A 13,691-nucleotide genomic window follows, 5' to 3' on the forward strand; every position below is an offset into this window, starting at 1 on the left:
ACCCGACGATGCCCAGCGCGGTGGTCAGCCCGAGCACCAGCAGGCCGGAGACGGAGGGGCCCTCTTCGGCGACGGTGAGGTGGGTGACCAGGTACCCGACCCACATGGCGACGAGGATCGCCATGCCGCCCATCGTGGGCGTGCCGCGCTTGGCGGCGTGGGACTTCTGCACTTCTTCGCGGATCTCCTGGCCGAAGCCCTGCTTGGAGAAGATCCGGATCAAGTACGGGGTGAACAGGATGGAGACGACCAGCGCCACCGCTGCGGCGACGAGGATGCTCTTCACGGGTGACCCCCGGCTTGTTCGGTGGCGGTGTTTTCGGTGACCTGCTCGGTCAGCTGTTCCGCGACGCGCCAGAGCGCGGCGACTTTGGACGCCTTGGCGAGCACGACGTCACCGGGACGCAGCTCGGCGCGCAGCAGCGCGACGGCGGCATCGACATCCGGCACCTGGACCGACTCCTCTCCCCACGACCCTTCCAGCGACGCACCTTGGTGCATCGCGCGCGCCTGGTCACCGACCACCACGAGGCGGTCGATGTTGAGCCGGACGGCGAGCCGGCCGATCTCGTCGTGCGCGGCGACCTCGGCGTCGCCGAGTTCGCCCATGACTCCGAGCACCGCCCAGGCGCGGCCCGGTTTGCCCCTGGTCATCGAGGCGAGCGTTTTCAGCGCCGCGCGCACCGATTCCGGGTTGGCGTTGTAGGCGTCGTTGATGACGGTGACGCCGCCGGAGGTCTCGGTGACCTCCATGCGCCGGGCCGAGACCCGCCGCACCCCGCCGAGCCGGTCGGCGGCCTCCTCGACGCTCGCGCCGAGTTCCATCGCGATGGCGGCGGCGGTGAGCGCGTTGCCGATGTGGTGCTCGCCGTGCAGCGGCAGCCGCACCCGCGCGGAGCCCGCGGGGGTGGCCAGCGTGAACGAGGCCCGCGCCTGCTCGTCGAGGTCGATGTCCTCGGCGCGCACGTCGGCGGCGGGGCTCTGCCCGACGAGCACGACGCGCGCGGAGGTCCGCTGGGCCATGGCGGCGACCAGCGGGTCGTCGGCGTTGAGCACCGCGACTCCGCCGTCGGCGGCGGCCGGCAGCGCTTCGACGAGTTCGCCCTTGGCCTGCGCGACCGCTTCCTGCGAGCCGAACTCGCCGAGGTGGGCGCTGCCGACGTTGAGCACGGCGCCGATCCGCGGCGGCGCGACCTCGCACAGCGCCGCGATGTGGCCGGCTCCGCGCGCGGACAGCTCCAGCACGAGGTGCCGGGTGGTGTCGTCGGCGCGCAGCGCGGTCCACGGGTGCCCGAGTTCGTTGTTGAACGAGCCGGGCGGCGCCACCGTCTCGCCCGCGGGGGCGAGCACCTGCGCGATGAGGTCCTTTGTCGAGGTCTTGCCGGACGAGCCGGTCACTCCGACGACCGTGAGGTCCGGCAGCCGGTCCACCACGGCGCGGGCCAGTCGCGCGAGTCCGGCGAGCACGGCGGCACCGCTGCCGTCGGTGTCCCCGGCGAGCGCCATCACGCGGTTCGGGTGGTGTTCGGGCAGCTCCGGAACGATCACCGTCGGGATCGGTTCGTCCGATGTGGACACTTCACGCGCGGCGAGCACGCCGGCGGCTCCGTCGGCGACGGCGCGGGCGGCGAAGTCGTGCCCGTCGACGCGTTCGCCCGGGACCGCCACGAACAGTCCGCCGGGGCGGACCTGCCGGGAGTCGAACTCCACGGAACCGGTGACGATCTCGGTCCCGTCCGCGTGGTGGAGCCTGCCGCCGACCGCTTCCGCGATGTCAGCCAGGCTGAGCCGGATCACCTTGCCTCCTCGTTGCTGCCCCGGCCACTGGCCGGGTAGGTCGGCTCCCCCGAGCTCTGCGTTCCCCCGCTGCCCTCGCCGATCCGGGCGCTGCCGGTGTCGAGCCTGCGCCGCAGCGCCGCCGCCACCTCGTCCCGGTCGGAGAACGGGTGCACCACGCCGGCCACGTCCTGCCCGGTTTCGTGGCCCTTGCCCGCGATCACGACGACGTCTCCGACGCGGGCCCGGTGCACGACCTCGGCGATGGCCTCCCTGCGATCGCCGACTTCGAGCACTTCACCGCGTTCGGCATCCGGTACGTCGAGCGCCCCGCCGAGCATGGCGGCGCGGATGTCGGCCGGTTCCTCGCTGCGCGGGTTGTCGTCGGTGACGACGAGCAGGTCGGACCGGCGGGCCGCGGCCTCCCCCATCAGGGGCCGCTTCGCGACGTCCCGGTCGCCGCCGCAGCCGAGCACCACGAGCACCCGGCCACCGAAGTGCGACCCGGTGACCTGCGCGCGCGCCGCGTCGAGCACGGCGGCGACGGCACCGGGTTTGTGCGAGTAGTCCACCACGGCGGTGAAGTCCTGCCCGAGCGCGACCCGTTCCATCCGGCCGGGCACGTCCACTTCGGCGAGTCCCTGCTCGATCGCCGCCGCGGGCACGCCCGCCGCGGTGAGCACTCCGGCGGCCAGCAGCGCGTTGGCGATGTTGAACGGCCCCGGCAGCCGCAGCCGCACGTCCAGCGTCCCGTCCGGCCCGTGCGCGCGGAAGCGCTGCTCCCCGGTGGGGAACGCCTCGACGTCGGTCGCGGTCCAGGAGGCGTCGCCGGTGGTGGACACGGTGATCGTGTCGTCGGTGACGAGCCGCTGCCCCCAGCCGCCGTCGACGCACACCACTTCGTGCTCGGAGCGGCCGTCGAACAGCAGCGCCTTCGCCTGGAAGTAGTCGTCGAGGTCGCGGTGGAAGTCCAGGTGGTCCTGGGAGAGGTTGGTGAACGCGCCGACGGCGAACTGGGTGCCGCCGACGCGGCCCAGCGCGAGCGCGTGGCTGGAGACCTCCATCGGCACGTGCGTCACGCCGTGCTCCACCATCACCGCCAGCAGCGCCTGCAGGTCGGGTGCTTCGGGCGTGGTGAACGCGCTGTCGAGGCGTTCGCCCGCGATGCGGGTCTCCACGGTGCCGACGAGGCCGGTGGTGTGACCGGCGGCGCGCAGTGCTGATTCCAGCAGGTAGCTGGTGGTCGTCTTCCCGGACGTGCCGGTGACGCCGAGGATGGTGAGCCGCTGCGAGGGGTCGCCGTAGATGCGGGCGGCGGCGGAGCCGAGCACGCCGCGCGGGTCCTCGTGGACCAGCAGCGCGACCTCACCGGCGACCACCCGCGGGTGGTCGAGCAGGGCGACGCGGTCCACGCCGGCCTGGTCGGTGAGCACCGCGGTGGCACCGGCGGTGAGCGCGTCGGCGGCGAAGTCGGCACCGTGCACCCTGGTTCCGGGCAGCGCGGCGAACAGATCACCGGCCCGGACTTGCTGAGCTCGCAACGTCGCTCCGGTCACCACCCCATCACCAGGGTTGTGACCAGGCACGTTGATGACCCGTGCGCCGATAGTCTCGGCGAGTTGCTGGATCTGCACCGGCTCGACCTGAGCGGGTCGAGGCGGGGCTGTCGCGACCGCGGAAGGCACGTCGCGCAAGGCTACCGGTACCACCTGACGGGTCATGCTCATGGTCACCTCTGCGCACAGCGCGTTCTCGGACTGGGCCGTTCGGAGCGGCCCGCGGGGCGGGCCGATGTCCAGTAGAACGCCTCCGGCGCGTCCTCGTCGGCGGGCCTCGCCGCCACCGCGACGACAGGCGCCGCGCGCCCCCCGGAATGGTCGTCGCGGCGCCGGGGAGAATGCTCGCGGGAATGGTGCGGCGAACGCGCTCCGCAATTCACCCGGTGGAACTCCGAGAGCGGGTCACCTGTTCCTCCCACCGGCGGAACCCGTTTCTCGAAACCAGTTTCGAATTCGACGCAGGGCGACCGTTCCGGAAACCGCCGATTCCCCGATCCCGCTTCTCGGCGAACCGCCGCGAAACCCGTCAGGATCCCTGAACTGGCCTGCGCGAACGGCACTCCCGCCGCCGACGCCCGGGCGGCGCGCCCGCGACCGCGCGGAAATGCCGGCGATGACCTCGGTCACCCGCACCCCGGAACCCCTACTTGTGGGCGGGGCCGTTCGCGGGTGGCGACTGGTCCGTCTCGTGCAACTTCCGGCGGATCGTGGTGCGAACCGCCGATCGTCGTTTAGCGTTCACATCGCCAGGTCGGTGATTCCGCGGATTTCGGGAGGATCGGTGGAAGAACGACTCGGGCGGGGGGCGGCTCCGGCCGCGAGCACCGCCGGAGCGGCGACGCAGCGGGTGCCGTCGCCATCGGAATTCGACGATCACCTCGGGTCCAGCGGCCCGCGCATCCCGTCCTGAGCTCCGGGCGTGCACGGGCCGTGGCGCGAGCGGCCCGTGCACGTCGCGGCTCACCGATCCGGCGGGATCACGCCGCGCCGGAACGGGCGCACGATCCTGGCAGGCCACGGGAAAGCTCCACTACCGGTGGTCGATCTTTGATATACCGGGTGTGATCACTGCTCGCCGGGCCGGGGGATCGCATGCCTGAAATTCGCGTAGCGCTGGAAGCACCGGACATGGCTCCGGAAAGACTCGATCACGCCACCCACCTGATGCAGTTCAACCTGAAGAAGGTCGGCGGCCTGGCCGTGCACCGGGTGCGGGAGGCGCCGCCGCCGGACAGCCTCGGAACCGGGGCGTTGATCGCGGAACTGCTGGTCGTCGGCGCGGTGGGCGCCGGCACGGCGAGCACCATGTCCTCCGTGCTCACCAGCTGGCTCGAGTTCCACAGCCACCGGGCGGTCACCTTGCGGGGCGGGAACGTGCACCTGCGCGCGGACGCCGACACCGACGGCGAGGAGATCGAATCGGCGCTGCGGCGGATGACCGGCGAGAGCGGCGCGTGAGCCGCGGTGCGGAGATACGCGCTCCTGGTCGCCACCTCGGAATACTTCGATCCGCGGCTGCGCGGGCTGCGCACCTCCGAGGAGACCCAGGAGCTCAAACAGCTGCTCGCCGAGCACGACATCGGCGGGTTCGACGTGGTGCACGCCCTCATCAACGAGACGAAGGCGGCGATCGAGCGGGCCATCGAGGAGCTGTTCGCCCAGTGCGAACCGGACGACCTGGTGCTGCTCTACATCGCCGGCCACGGCATCAAGAACGACGACAACCAGCTGTTCTTCGCCGCGGGAAACACCGACCTGAACCTGCCCTACTCCACGGCGGTGCCCGCGCAGATCGTGCACCGGATGGTCACCGAGTGCCAGGCCGGGTCGAAGGCGATCGTGCTGGACTGCTGCTACAGCGGCGTGTTCAACCAGGGCGCGGTTCCGCGCTCCGGCGATGCGGTGAACCTGGAGGAGCAGCTCGGCGGCGGGCTGTTCACCATGACCGCCAGCAACGAGGTCGAGTACGCCTACGAAACCCAGCGGCCGAGGGAGGACCGGCCGCAGCCCGGGTCCACCTTCACCTCGGCGATCATCGAGGCGATGCGCTCCGGCGTCCCCGACACCGACCGCGACGGCGTGACGACCTTCAACGAGCTCTACACCTTCGTGCACAAGCGGGTGACGGAGGAGGGCAGGCAAACCCCGACCCGCGGCGGGAACCAGCACGGCGACATGGTCTTCGCGTGGGTCCGCGGCGCCCGCTACGCGGTTCCGGACCTGCGCCCGGTGCGGATCGGTGAGCTGCTCTCCGATCATCCCAAGGACGGCGACGCGACGTCGCCGGTGCCCATCGGCCGCACCCACGAGTCGGATCGCCGGCCCGCAGAGCACGTCGGGCTGGACCTGTTCGGCCGGGACGGGCACGTGGCGGTGGTGGGCCGGATCCACTCCGGGAAGTCGACGCTGCTGGAGACCCTGATCTACAGCCTCACCGCGATCAGCGGCGCCGACCAGGTGCAGTTCAAGTGCCTCGACGGCGACGGCAGGCTCGCCGGGCTGGCGCAGGTCTACTCGGCGGGGCACACCGCGGCGGCGGTGACCGAACTGCTCCGCGAGGTGCAGGAGCTGATCTCCCGGCGCCGCGAGCTGTTCGCGGGCGGCATCTCCACCATCGAGCGCTACCGCAGGCTGCGCCGCGAACGCCCGGACCTGCTGCCGGGATCCGACCACGCCGAGACGTTCCTGATCATCGACGGCTGGGCGTGGTTCGCCGGCCAGGTCCCCGACCTGACCGACGCGGTCGTCGACATCGCCGGCGCCGGGCTGAGCTTCGGCGTGCACGTCATCGTCACCGCCCGCGGCTGGTCGGAGCTGCCCGACGAGCTGGTGAACCTGATGCCCGGCCGGATCGAGCTGTCCTTGCCGGACCCGGCCGAGTCCAAGTCGGACCCGGAGCTCTCGGAGCGCCTGCCCGCCGAGGGGTGGGCGCTGCACGAGGGGCTCGCGTTCCAGATCGCCCAGCCGCACTTCGACGAGCCCCTCGACGACATCACGGGGCTGGTGGCCGCGCTCTCCGGCACCGCCGAGCCGGAGGCGGTCCCGCCGCCCGCGCCCTCGCCCACCGCCGCGCTCGGCCTCTTCCCGCTGCTGGGCCGCCCCGACGTGACCGCGTTCGATCCGGGTGAGGCCTGGCGCCCCGGCCCCGTCGAGCAGCGCTACCGGGCCGTCATCGGCGCGTGGGACGACACCCCGATCACCCTCGACCTCAAGGAGGCCGCCGCCGGGGGCATGGGACCGCACGGGCTCTGCGTCGGTGACGCCGGATCCGGCAAGTCGGAGTTCCTGCGGACCTTGGTGCTGTCGCTGATGGCCACGCACTCCCCCGAGGAGGTCAACTTCGTGCTCGTCGACTGGGCGGGGGGCGGGACCTTCGCGGACTTCCGGGACGCCCCGCACGTCTCGGGGATCATCCCCGGCCTGCGCGAGGATCCGCGGCTGGTCGCTCGCATGCGGGAGGCTCTGTCCGGTGAGATCCAGCGCCGCCAGACGCTGCTCAACGAGGTGCAGACCCGCAACGTCTGGGAGTACCGAGAGCAGCGCGTCGAGCAGGACCTGCCGCCGCTGCCGATGCTGTTCGTGGTGATCGACGAGTTCACCGAGCTGCTCCACGAACAGCCCGAGCTGGCCGACCTGCTCGTGATGATCGGCCGGATGGGCCGTTCGCTGCAGGTGCAGCTGCTGCTGTCCGGGCGCCGCGTCGAGGACTCCGCGCTGCGCGGCCTGGAAGGGCACCTGACGTACCGGATCGCGCTGCGAACGCTCAACGCCACCGATTCCCGCGCCGCGGTCGGCGTGGGGGACGCCGCGGAGCTGCCCGAGACCGGTGGCCACGGCTACCTCCGGCACGCGGCCGGGGTGCTCCGGTTCCGCGCCGCCTACGTCTCCGGCCCCGCGCACGGCGATCCGCGCACGGGGGCGGAGTCGCGCAGCGAGCTGCGGTTCGCGGTGCGCCGGATGCGCGGCACGGGCCCGACCGCGAAACCGATCTGGCTGCCCCCGCTGCGGGAACCCCCGACGCTGGAGAAGCTGCTGCCACCGCCCGCCGAGCGGCGTCGCGGACCGCGGCTGCGCACGCCGATCGGCGTCATCGACGTGCCGTTCGAGCACAAGCAGGAAACGGTGCGGGTCGACCTCTCCGGGGGTTCCGGGCACGTGGCCGTCGTCGGCGCCCCCGGTTCCGGGAAGTCGGTCGCGGTGCGCACCCTCCTGCTGTCGCTGGCCCAGACCCACACCGCGGAGGAGGTGCAGTTCTACTGCATCGACCTGGGCGGCGGCGGCCTGCACGCGGTGCGCGACCTGCCGCACGTCGGCGCCGTCTCCGGGCGGCGCGACCCGGACGTGCTGCGCCGCACCATCGCCGAGCTCCGTTCCCTGCTGGCTTGGCGGGAGGCCCGCTTCATCGACCGGGGCATCGACTCGATGGCGACCTACCGCGATCAGCGCCGCCGCGGCGAGGGGCTGGACGACGATCCCTACGGCGACGTGTTCCTGATCATCGACGGGTGGGCGGCGCTGCAGGGCGAGTTCGACGGCGCGGACCGGGACGTGGTCAACCTCGCCTCCCAGGGCCTCGGTTTCGGGTTGCACGTGGTCGTCACCGCCGAGCGGTGGTCGGAGTTCCGGCCCGCGCTCAAGGACCTGCTCGGCACCCGGTTGGAACTGCGCTTGGCGGCACCAGCCGAGTCCGAGATCGACCGCGATGCCGCCGAGCGGGTGCCCGACGGCGAGCCGGGGCGCGGGCTGCACCCGTCGAAGCTGCACGTGCTCACCGCGCTGCCGCGCGCCGAGGGCGCCGAAGGCGACGCCGCGGTCGCCGAGATGGTCTCCAAGCTGCGCGACGGCTGGCCCGGTGCCCGCGCGCCCCGCGTCCGCCTGCTCCCGCTGCACCTGCCCTACGAGCAGCTGCCCGTCCCGGAACGGCAGTCCCGGCGGGGTCTCGTGCCGATCGGCGTCAACGAGGACGGCATGGAGCCGATCTACCTGGATTTCCGGGCGGAACCGCACTTCTACGCCTTCGGCGAGGCGGCGGTGGGCAAGACCTCGTTGCTGCGCACCATCATCCGCGGCATCACGACCCGCTACACCCCGAACCAGGCGATGATCGTCCTGGTCGACGTGCGGCGCGGGCTGCTGGGCTTCCCGAAGGGCCCGTACCTGGCGGAGCACGCGGTCAGCAGCGATCAGCTCCGCGCCGCCGTCCGGGACGTGGCGGCCACGCTGCGCGACCGGCTGCCCGGCCCGGACGTCGCCCGCGAGCGGTCCCGCGCGCGGCCCTCGTGGACGGGACCGGAGCTGTTCGTCGTGGTCGACGACTACGAACTGGTCTCCGCCCCGGGCGACAACGCGCTGGCACCGCTGTCCGAGTTCGTCGCGCAAGCCTCCGCGGTGGGCCTGCACCTGGTGCTGGCCCGGGATTCGGCCCACGCGAACCGCGCGCTGCACGACCCGATCATCGGCAAGATGCGCGAGGTCTCCACACCGGGCCTGCTCATGAGCGCCGACGCCGCCGAGGGCAGGCTCATCGGCAACATCACCGCGAGCAAGCTTCCCCCAGGCCGCGGCACCCTGGTCAGCCGCTCCCTCCGCAGCGGCCCCCAGCAGATCCAGACGGCCCACATCCGGTCGGAGTGACTCCGCCGGGCGCACGCCGGTGCGCCCGGCGGAATCCCGGCGATCACTGCGCCTGCAGCACCTGGCCCGGTGCCGGGGTCGGCGACAGCGGAATCCGGTAGCGCAGGGTCAGGTAGTCCGCGATGTCGTGGAACAGCGGCGCCGACGACTTCGATTCCGGCGTGCCGCTCTTCGGCGCGTCCAGCATCAGCCCCACCACGAACCGCGGGTTGTCCGCGGGGACGATCCCGGCGAACGTGATCCAGTAGGTGCTGTTGCTGTAGCACTTGCAGGTCGGGTCGATCTGCTGCGCGGTGCCGGTCTTGCCGGAGATCTGGTAGCCCTCCAGCGCCGCGTCCGCCCCGGTGCCCTGCTGCGGCTCCTCCTGCACGACGGCGCGCAGCATGTCCTTCACCGTGTGCGCGGTCTCCGGGTTCACCACCCGCACGCCTTCCGGTTGCGGACGTTCCACGCGCACGCCGTCCGGCCCGGTCTGCGCCGCGATCACCCGCGGTGGCACGCGCACGCCGTCGTTGGCGATGGCCTGGTACATGCTGGCCATCTGCAGGACCGTCATGGACAGGCCCTGCCCGATGGGCAGGTTCGCGAAGGTGCTGCCGGACCAGTCCTTGCGCGGCGGCACGAAACCGGCGCTCTCCCCCGGCAGCCCGATCCCGGTGGTCTCGCCGAGCCCGAACTTGTGCACCAGGTCGTTGAACCGGTCCTCGCCGAGCCGCTGCGCCGTCATCAGGGTGCCGACGTTGGAGGATTTGCCGAGCACCCCGGTGAAGGTCAGCGGCACCGTGCCGTGCGACCAGGCGTCGCGGACGGTCCGGTCGGCCACCTTGATGCTGCCCGGCACCTGCAGCACGGTCTCCGGGCGCACCAGCCCGTCCTCGATCGCCCCCGCGGCGGTGATCACCTTGTTCACCGAACCCGGTTCGAACGGGTTGGTCACCGCCGGGTTGCCCAGGCCGTCCGGCCCCCAGGACGGCGAGTTCGGGTCGAAGGACTTGTCGTTGGCCAGCGCGTACACCTCACCGGTGTGCGCGTCGAGCACCACCGCTCCCGCGCTGCGCGCCCCGGCTTCGCGGGCGTAGTCGGAGAGCTTGTTCTGCACCATGTACTGGAGGTCGGAGTCCAGCGTCAGCTCCACGTCGGAACCGGGCACGGCCGGTTCCAGCTCCCGTTCGGTGCCGGGGATGACGAGGTCGCTGCCCATCGCGGTGTCCGAGACCTTCTTGCCGTCGGTGCCGGCGAGCAGCTTGTCCATCGAGCTCTCCAGCCCGAGGCGGCCTTCGATCTTCCTCGCGTCCTGGCTCCACCGCGCCCCGCCGAGCACGTTCGCCCCGTTCTCGCCCGCCGGGTATTCGCGGGTGGCCCGGTACTCCTCGCCGATCTGTGGGTACTTCTCGGTGATCGTGCGGGCGAGCGCGGGTTCGATCAGCGGGCCGATCGTGGTGTAGGTCGACTTGGAGAACAGCGCCGCGAGCACGTCCTGCTCTGCGACGCGGTTGCCGAGGGTCTGCGTGATGAACCGCGCGATCTCCCGCTTGTACTGGTCCGAGGTGGGCTTCGAAGGATCTTCGGCGTGCGCCTTGTCCTGCTCGTCGGCGAGGCGGGTCGGCGTCGCGTAGAGCTGGCGGGCCTCGCTGCTGAACGCGAGCACGTTGCCGCTGCGGTCGGTGAAGGAGCCGCGTTCGGCGGGGATCGCGTCGTTGGTGAAGCGCTGCTGGGCCGCCGCGGCGGCCAGGTCCTGCGCGTCGAAACCCTGCACCATGATCAACTTGGTGCCGGTGAGCACCAGTGCCACGACCAGTAACAACCGGCCGATGCGCAACCGCCTGGCGCTGCCGGCCACGTCGGTGCGCGCGGTCCGCCTCCCCCCGGCGGTCCGCGTCCCCCTGCGCACCATCAGTCCCCCTCCACCGCCGGAATCAGCGCGGCCTGTCGCTGCGGCGCCAGCTCGTGCCGTGCGGGCGCCGGGTTCTGCTCGACCGGTTTCGGTGGTGCCACCGGTGCACCGGTCGCCGCCTGCGGTTCACCGATCACGTGGACCGAGCCGTCCGGGTGCGTCACCAGGTGCGCGGGCGGCCCGGGAGGCGGCACCATGCCGAGCTCCGTCGCCTTGCGCTCCAGCGCGGGCGTGGAGTCGAGGTTGCTGACCTCGCGCAGCAGCTGCTCGCGGTGCTCGTTGAGCGCGGTGACCTCTTGTTCCGCCTGCTGCAGGCGGTACGAGCCGCCGACGGCGGCGATCGACAGCGACAGCGTCGCCACCAGTCCCACGCCGAGCAGGCCCATCACGGCGACCACCAGCGGAGCGCGCGACGTGGCGACCTTCGCCTGCAGCTGCCGGGCTCGCGGGCGCACCGCGGCCAGCCGCCACTGGCGGGGCTGGCGCTGCTCGGCCGCCTGGCGCTGGCGCCGCGGCCTGCGCTCCACGGTCTCCCTGGAGGAGCGGTCCCGCCGCTCCTCGCGGCGCGCGTAGGCGCGCTCGGCCGTCGCGGATCGGGTCCGCGCCTTCGAGGTCTGGGACTTCTTCTGCGGCTGCGCCTTCTTCGCCGGCTGGGTCTTGGTCGCCTGGTTCTTGACCGACCGGGTCGTCGTCGACTTCGACTTCGTCGCGGAGTTCGACCGCTTGGCCGGGTCCTTCTTCTCCGCGGTGCCGGTGCGCGCTGCGGGCTTCTTGGCGCGTGCGGGTGCCGTCATGCCGCCTCCTTGATCCGTTCGGCGGCGCGCAGCCGCACCGAGGCGGCCCGCGGGTTGTCCGCCGTTTCCCGTTCACCGGCGAGTTCGGCTCCGCGGGTGAGCAGCCTCAGTTCGGGACCGTGGCCCGGCAGTTCCACCGGGAGGTCGACCGGGGTGCGTGACTTCGCGCGTTCGGCCAGTTCGCGCTTGACGATGCGGTCCTCCAGCGAGTGGTACGACAGCACCACGATCCGCCCGCCGGTCGCGAGCGAGTCCAGCGCCGCGGGCATCGCCCTGCCCAGCACGTCGAGCTCGGCGTTGACCTCGATCCGCAGTGCTTGGAAGGTGCGCTTCGCGGGATGCCCGCCGGTGCGGCGGCTGGCCGCGGGCACCGTGTCGTAGAGCATCCGCACCAGGCGGTCGCTGTGGTCGAAGGGCTCCTTGGCGCGTTCCCGCACGATCGCGTTCGCGATCTTCGAGGCGAACCGCTCCTCGCCGTACTGGCGCAGGATCCGCGCCAGCTCACCGGGCGAGTAGGTGTTGAGCACCTCGGCCGCGGTGCGCTCGGCGCCGGGATCCATCCGCATGTCCAGCGGCGCGTCCTGCGCGTAGGCGAAACCGCGATCGGCCTCGTCCAGCTGCAACGACGACACCCCGAGGTCGAACAGCGCACCATCCACTGTGGGCAGTTCGAGGTCGGCGAGCACGTCGGCCCACTCATCGTAGATCGCGTGCACCAAGTGCAGCCGGTCCCGGTAGGCGGCCAGCCGCCGCCCCGCCAGCCGCAGTGCCTCCGGGTCCCTGTCCAGTCCGACGAGGGTCAGCTGCGGGTGCGCCCGCAGCAGCGCTTCCGCGTGGCCGCCCATGCCGAGCGTCGCGTCGACCACGACCGCAGGGCCACCGCTGAGCGCGGGCGCCAGCAGTTCCAGCGTCCGATCCAGCGCCACCGGAACGTGCCGGTCCTGGGCAGAACCCCGCTCGGCGTCTCCTGGCGACTCCTCCTGCGCCACGGCGGTCCCTCCCTCCCGCAAACCGGTCACTGCTGCCGCACTCCTCTTGTTCTCGTGTGGCTCGTTCTCGTTTTTTCGTCCGGGTCCGCGCCCGCACGGCCCGATCGCCACCACCTGCCGCGAACCCACCGCGATGGGCGAACCCACCACCACGCGAGTCCACGAAGGACGAACGCCGTTCCGGTCGTCCGTCCGCGACCCGACGGGCCGCCGCCGCGGCTCGCGCACGTCCGGAGTTCCGCACCCGGCTCGCCGAACCGCGCGAGACCCACCGCTCCTGGTGACCTCAGGTCCCAGTCCGCTCGGGGTGTTCTGGTGCCGGGGAAGGTGCACCAGGACACGTGAGCGGACCGAGGCCTCACGCCACCGGGACCGCTAGAAGACTCCGGGCAGGACCTCCTCCCGAGCCTGCGCGTAGCTCTCCTCGTGCTCGTCGAGGTAGCTCTGCCAGCTCTCGGCGTTCCAGATCTCCAGCCGGTTGATCGCGCCGATGACCACGCAGTCCTTCTCGAGACCCGCGTAGCGGCGCAGTTCGGCGGTGATCGGGATCCGGCCCTGCCCGTCCGGCCGCTGCTCGTCGGTGCCCGCGAACAGGTACCGCTGGTAGGCGCGGACGGATTCGTTGGTCAGCGGAGCCTCGGCGACCTTGCGGGCCATCTGCTCGAACTCGGCGCGCGGGAAGACGTAGAGGCAGTGGTCTTGTCCTTTGGTGACCATCAGCCCCCCTGCCAGTGCGTCCCGGAACTTCGCCGGCAGCGTCAGACGACCTTTGTCGTCGAGCTTGGGGTTGTGGGTACCGAGGAACATCCCGGTCCACCTCCCCCCTCGGGCCTGCGCCCCGACGACTCCACCTCGACGGGAGACCGGCGATGCCGACCACCCCGCACTCCCCGGAGCCGGGCGGGACCCCCGTCTGCCCCACCGAGCGCCACAGTACCCCACTTCACTCCACCGTCAACCTGGAACGCCGTCCGACACGCTGCGGCGTGTCGGACGTTTGCCCAGCTAGGGAGCCTCTGAAGGAAAGCGCGCGGCGGTGGGGGGC

The 13,691-nt window shown here is 72.0% G+C and carries 8 protein-coding genes and 1 pseudogene; 2 read left to right on the top strand and 7 right to left on the bottom strand.

All coding sequences use genetic code 11. From position 1 onward, the window contains the following. The 3 genes and pseudogenes from OOZ19_RS29650 to OOZ19_RS29660 form a co-directional block, all read right to left on the bottom strand. Window positions 1-286: pseudogene (locus OOZ19_RS29650) on the bottom strand (phospho-N-acetylmuramoyl-pentapeptide-transferase); the annotation flags it as partial. Beyond that, complete coding sequence (locus OOZ19_RS29655; protein WP_266093479.1) at window positions 283-1,797, bottom strand: UDP-N-acetylmuramoyl-tripeptide--D-alanyl-D-alanine ligase; 1,515 nt, start codon at window positions 1,795-1,797, stop codon at window positions 283-285. The pseudogene OOZ19_RS29650 and the gene OOZ19_RS29655, both read right to left, overlap by 4 nt. Continuing rightward, a complete protein-coding gene (locus tag OOZ19_RS29660; RefSeq protein ID WP_266093480.1) occupies window positions 1,794-3,497 on the bottom strand; it encodes a UDP-N-acetylmuramoyl-L-alanyl-D-glutamate--2,6-diaminopimelate ligase in 1,704 nt (567 codons plus the stop codon). The genes OOZ19_RS29655 and OOZ19_RS29660 overlap by 4 nt, the downstream gene beginning before the upstream one ends. A 930-nt stretch (window positions 3,498-4,427) precedes the next feature. On the opposite strand from OOZ19_RS29660, the gene OOZ19_RS29665 reads away from it, so the two are divergent. Beyond that, on the top strand, window positions 4,428-4,793 hold the full coding sequence (locus tag OOZ19_RS29665) for an effector-associated constant component EACC1 (RefSeq protein WP_266093481.1): 366 nt from the start codon (window positions 4,428-4,430) through the stop codon (window positions 4,791-4,793). Window positions 4,794-4,799: 6 nt separating this feature from the next. Further along, window positions 4,800-8,969, top strand: a complete 4,170-nt coding sequence (gene eccCb, locus OOZ19_RS29670) for a type VII secretion protein EccCb (protein ID WP_266093482.1) — start codon at window positions 4,800-4,802, stop codon at window positions 8,967-8,969. Between the two features lie 43 nt (window positions 8,970-9,012). Here eccCb and OOZ19_RS29675 read toward each other — a convergent pair whose 3' ends face one another. From OOZ19_RS29675 to mraZ, 4 genes are all read right to left on the bottom strand, one after another. Beyond that, a complete protein-coding gene (locus tag OOZ19_RS29675) occupies window positions 9,013-10,863 on the bottom strand; it encodes a peptidoglycan D,D-transpeptidase FtsI family protein (RefSeq protein ID WP_266093483.1) in 1,851 nt (616 codons plus the stop codon). Continuing rightward, window positions 10,863-11,657, bottom strand: coding sequence for a cell division protein FtsL (gene ftsL, locus OOZ19_RS29680; RefSeq protein WP_266093484.1), 795 nt, complete (start codon window positions 11,655-11,657; stop codon window positions 10,863-10,865). The genes OOZ19_RS29675 and ftsL overlap by 1 nt, the downstream gene beginning before the upstream one ends. Next, window positions 11,654-12,646, bottom strand: coding sequence for a 16S rRNA (cytosine(1402)-N(4))-methyltransferase RsmH (rsmH, locus tag OOZ19_RS29685; protein ID WP_266093485.1), 993 nt, complete (start codon window positions 12,644-12,646; stop codon window positions 11,654-11,656). The genes ftsL and rsmH overlap by 4 nt, the downstream gene beginning before the upstream one ends. Before the next feature lie 375 nt (window positions 12,647-13,021). After that, window positions 13,022-13,453, bottom strand: coding sequence for a division/cell wall cluster transcriptional repressor MraZ (gene mraZ / locus OOZ19_RS29690; RefSeq protein ID WP_184481383.1), 432 nt, complete (start codon window positions 13,451-13,453; stop codon window positions 13,022-13,024). Window positions 13,454-13,691 lie beyond the last annotated feature (238 nt).

The sequence above is a fragment of the Saccharopolyspora sp. NFXS83 genome, from assembly GCF_026241095.1.
In the GTDB taxonomy this organism is placed as follows: domain Bacteria; phylum Actinomycetota; class Actinomycetes; order Mycobacteriales; family Pseudonocardiaceae; genus Saccharopolyspora_C.

What these genes read in the sequence shown, in the direction of transcription:
- OOZ19_RS29660 (WP_266093480.1), bottom strand. Translation starts at nt 3,497, where the DNA reads ATGACCCGTCAGGTGGTACCGGTAGCCTTGCGCGACGTGCCTTCCGCG.
- OOZ19_RS29665 (WP_266093481.1), top strand. Translation starts at nt 4,428, where the DNA reads ATGCCTGAAATTCGCGTAGCGCTGGAAGCACCGGACATGGCTCCGGAA.
- OOZ19_RS29675 (WP_266093483.1), bottom strand. Translation starts at nt 10,863, where the DNA reads ATGGTGCGCAGGGGGACGCGGACCGCCGGGGGGAGGCGGACCGCGCGC.
- ftsL (WP_266093484.1), bottom strand. Translation starts at nt 11,657, where the DNA reads ATGACGGCACCCGCACGCGCCAAGAAGCCCGCAGCGCGCACCGGCACC.
- mraZ (WP_184481383.1), bottom strand. Translation starts at nt 13,453, where the DNA reads ATGTTCCTCGGTACCCACAACCCCAAGCTCGACGACAAAGGTCGTCTG.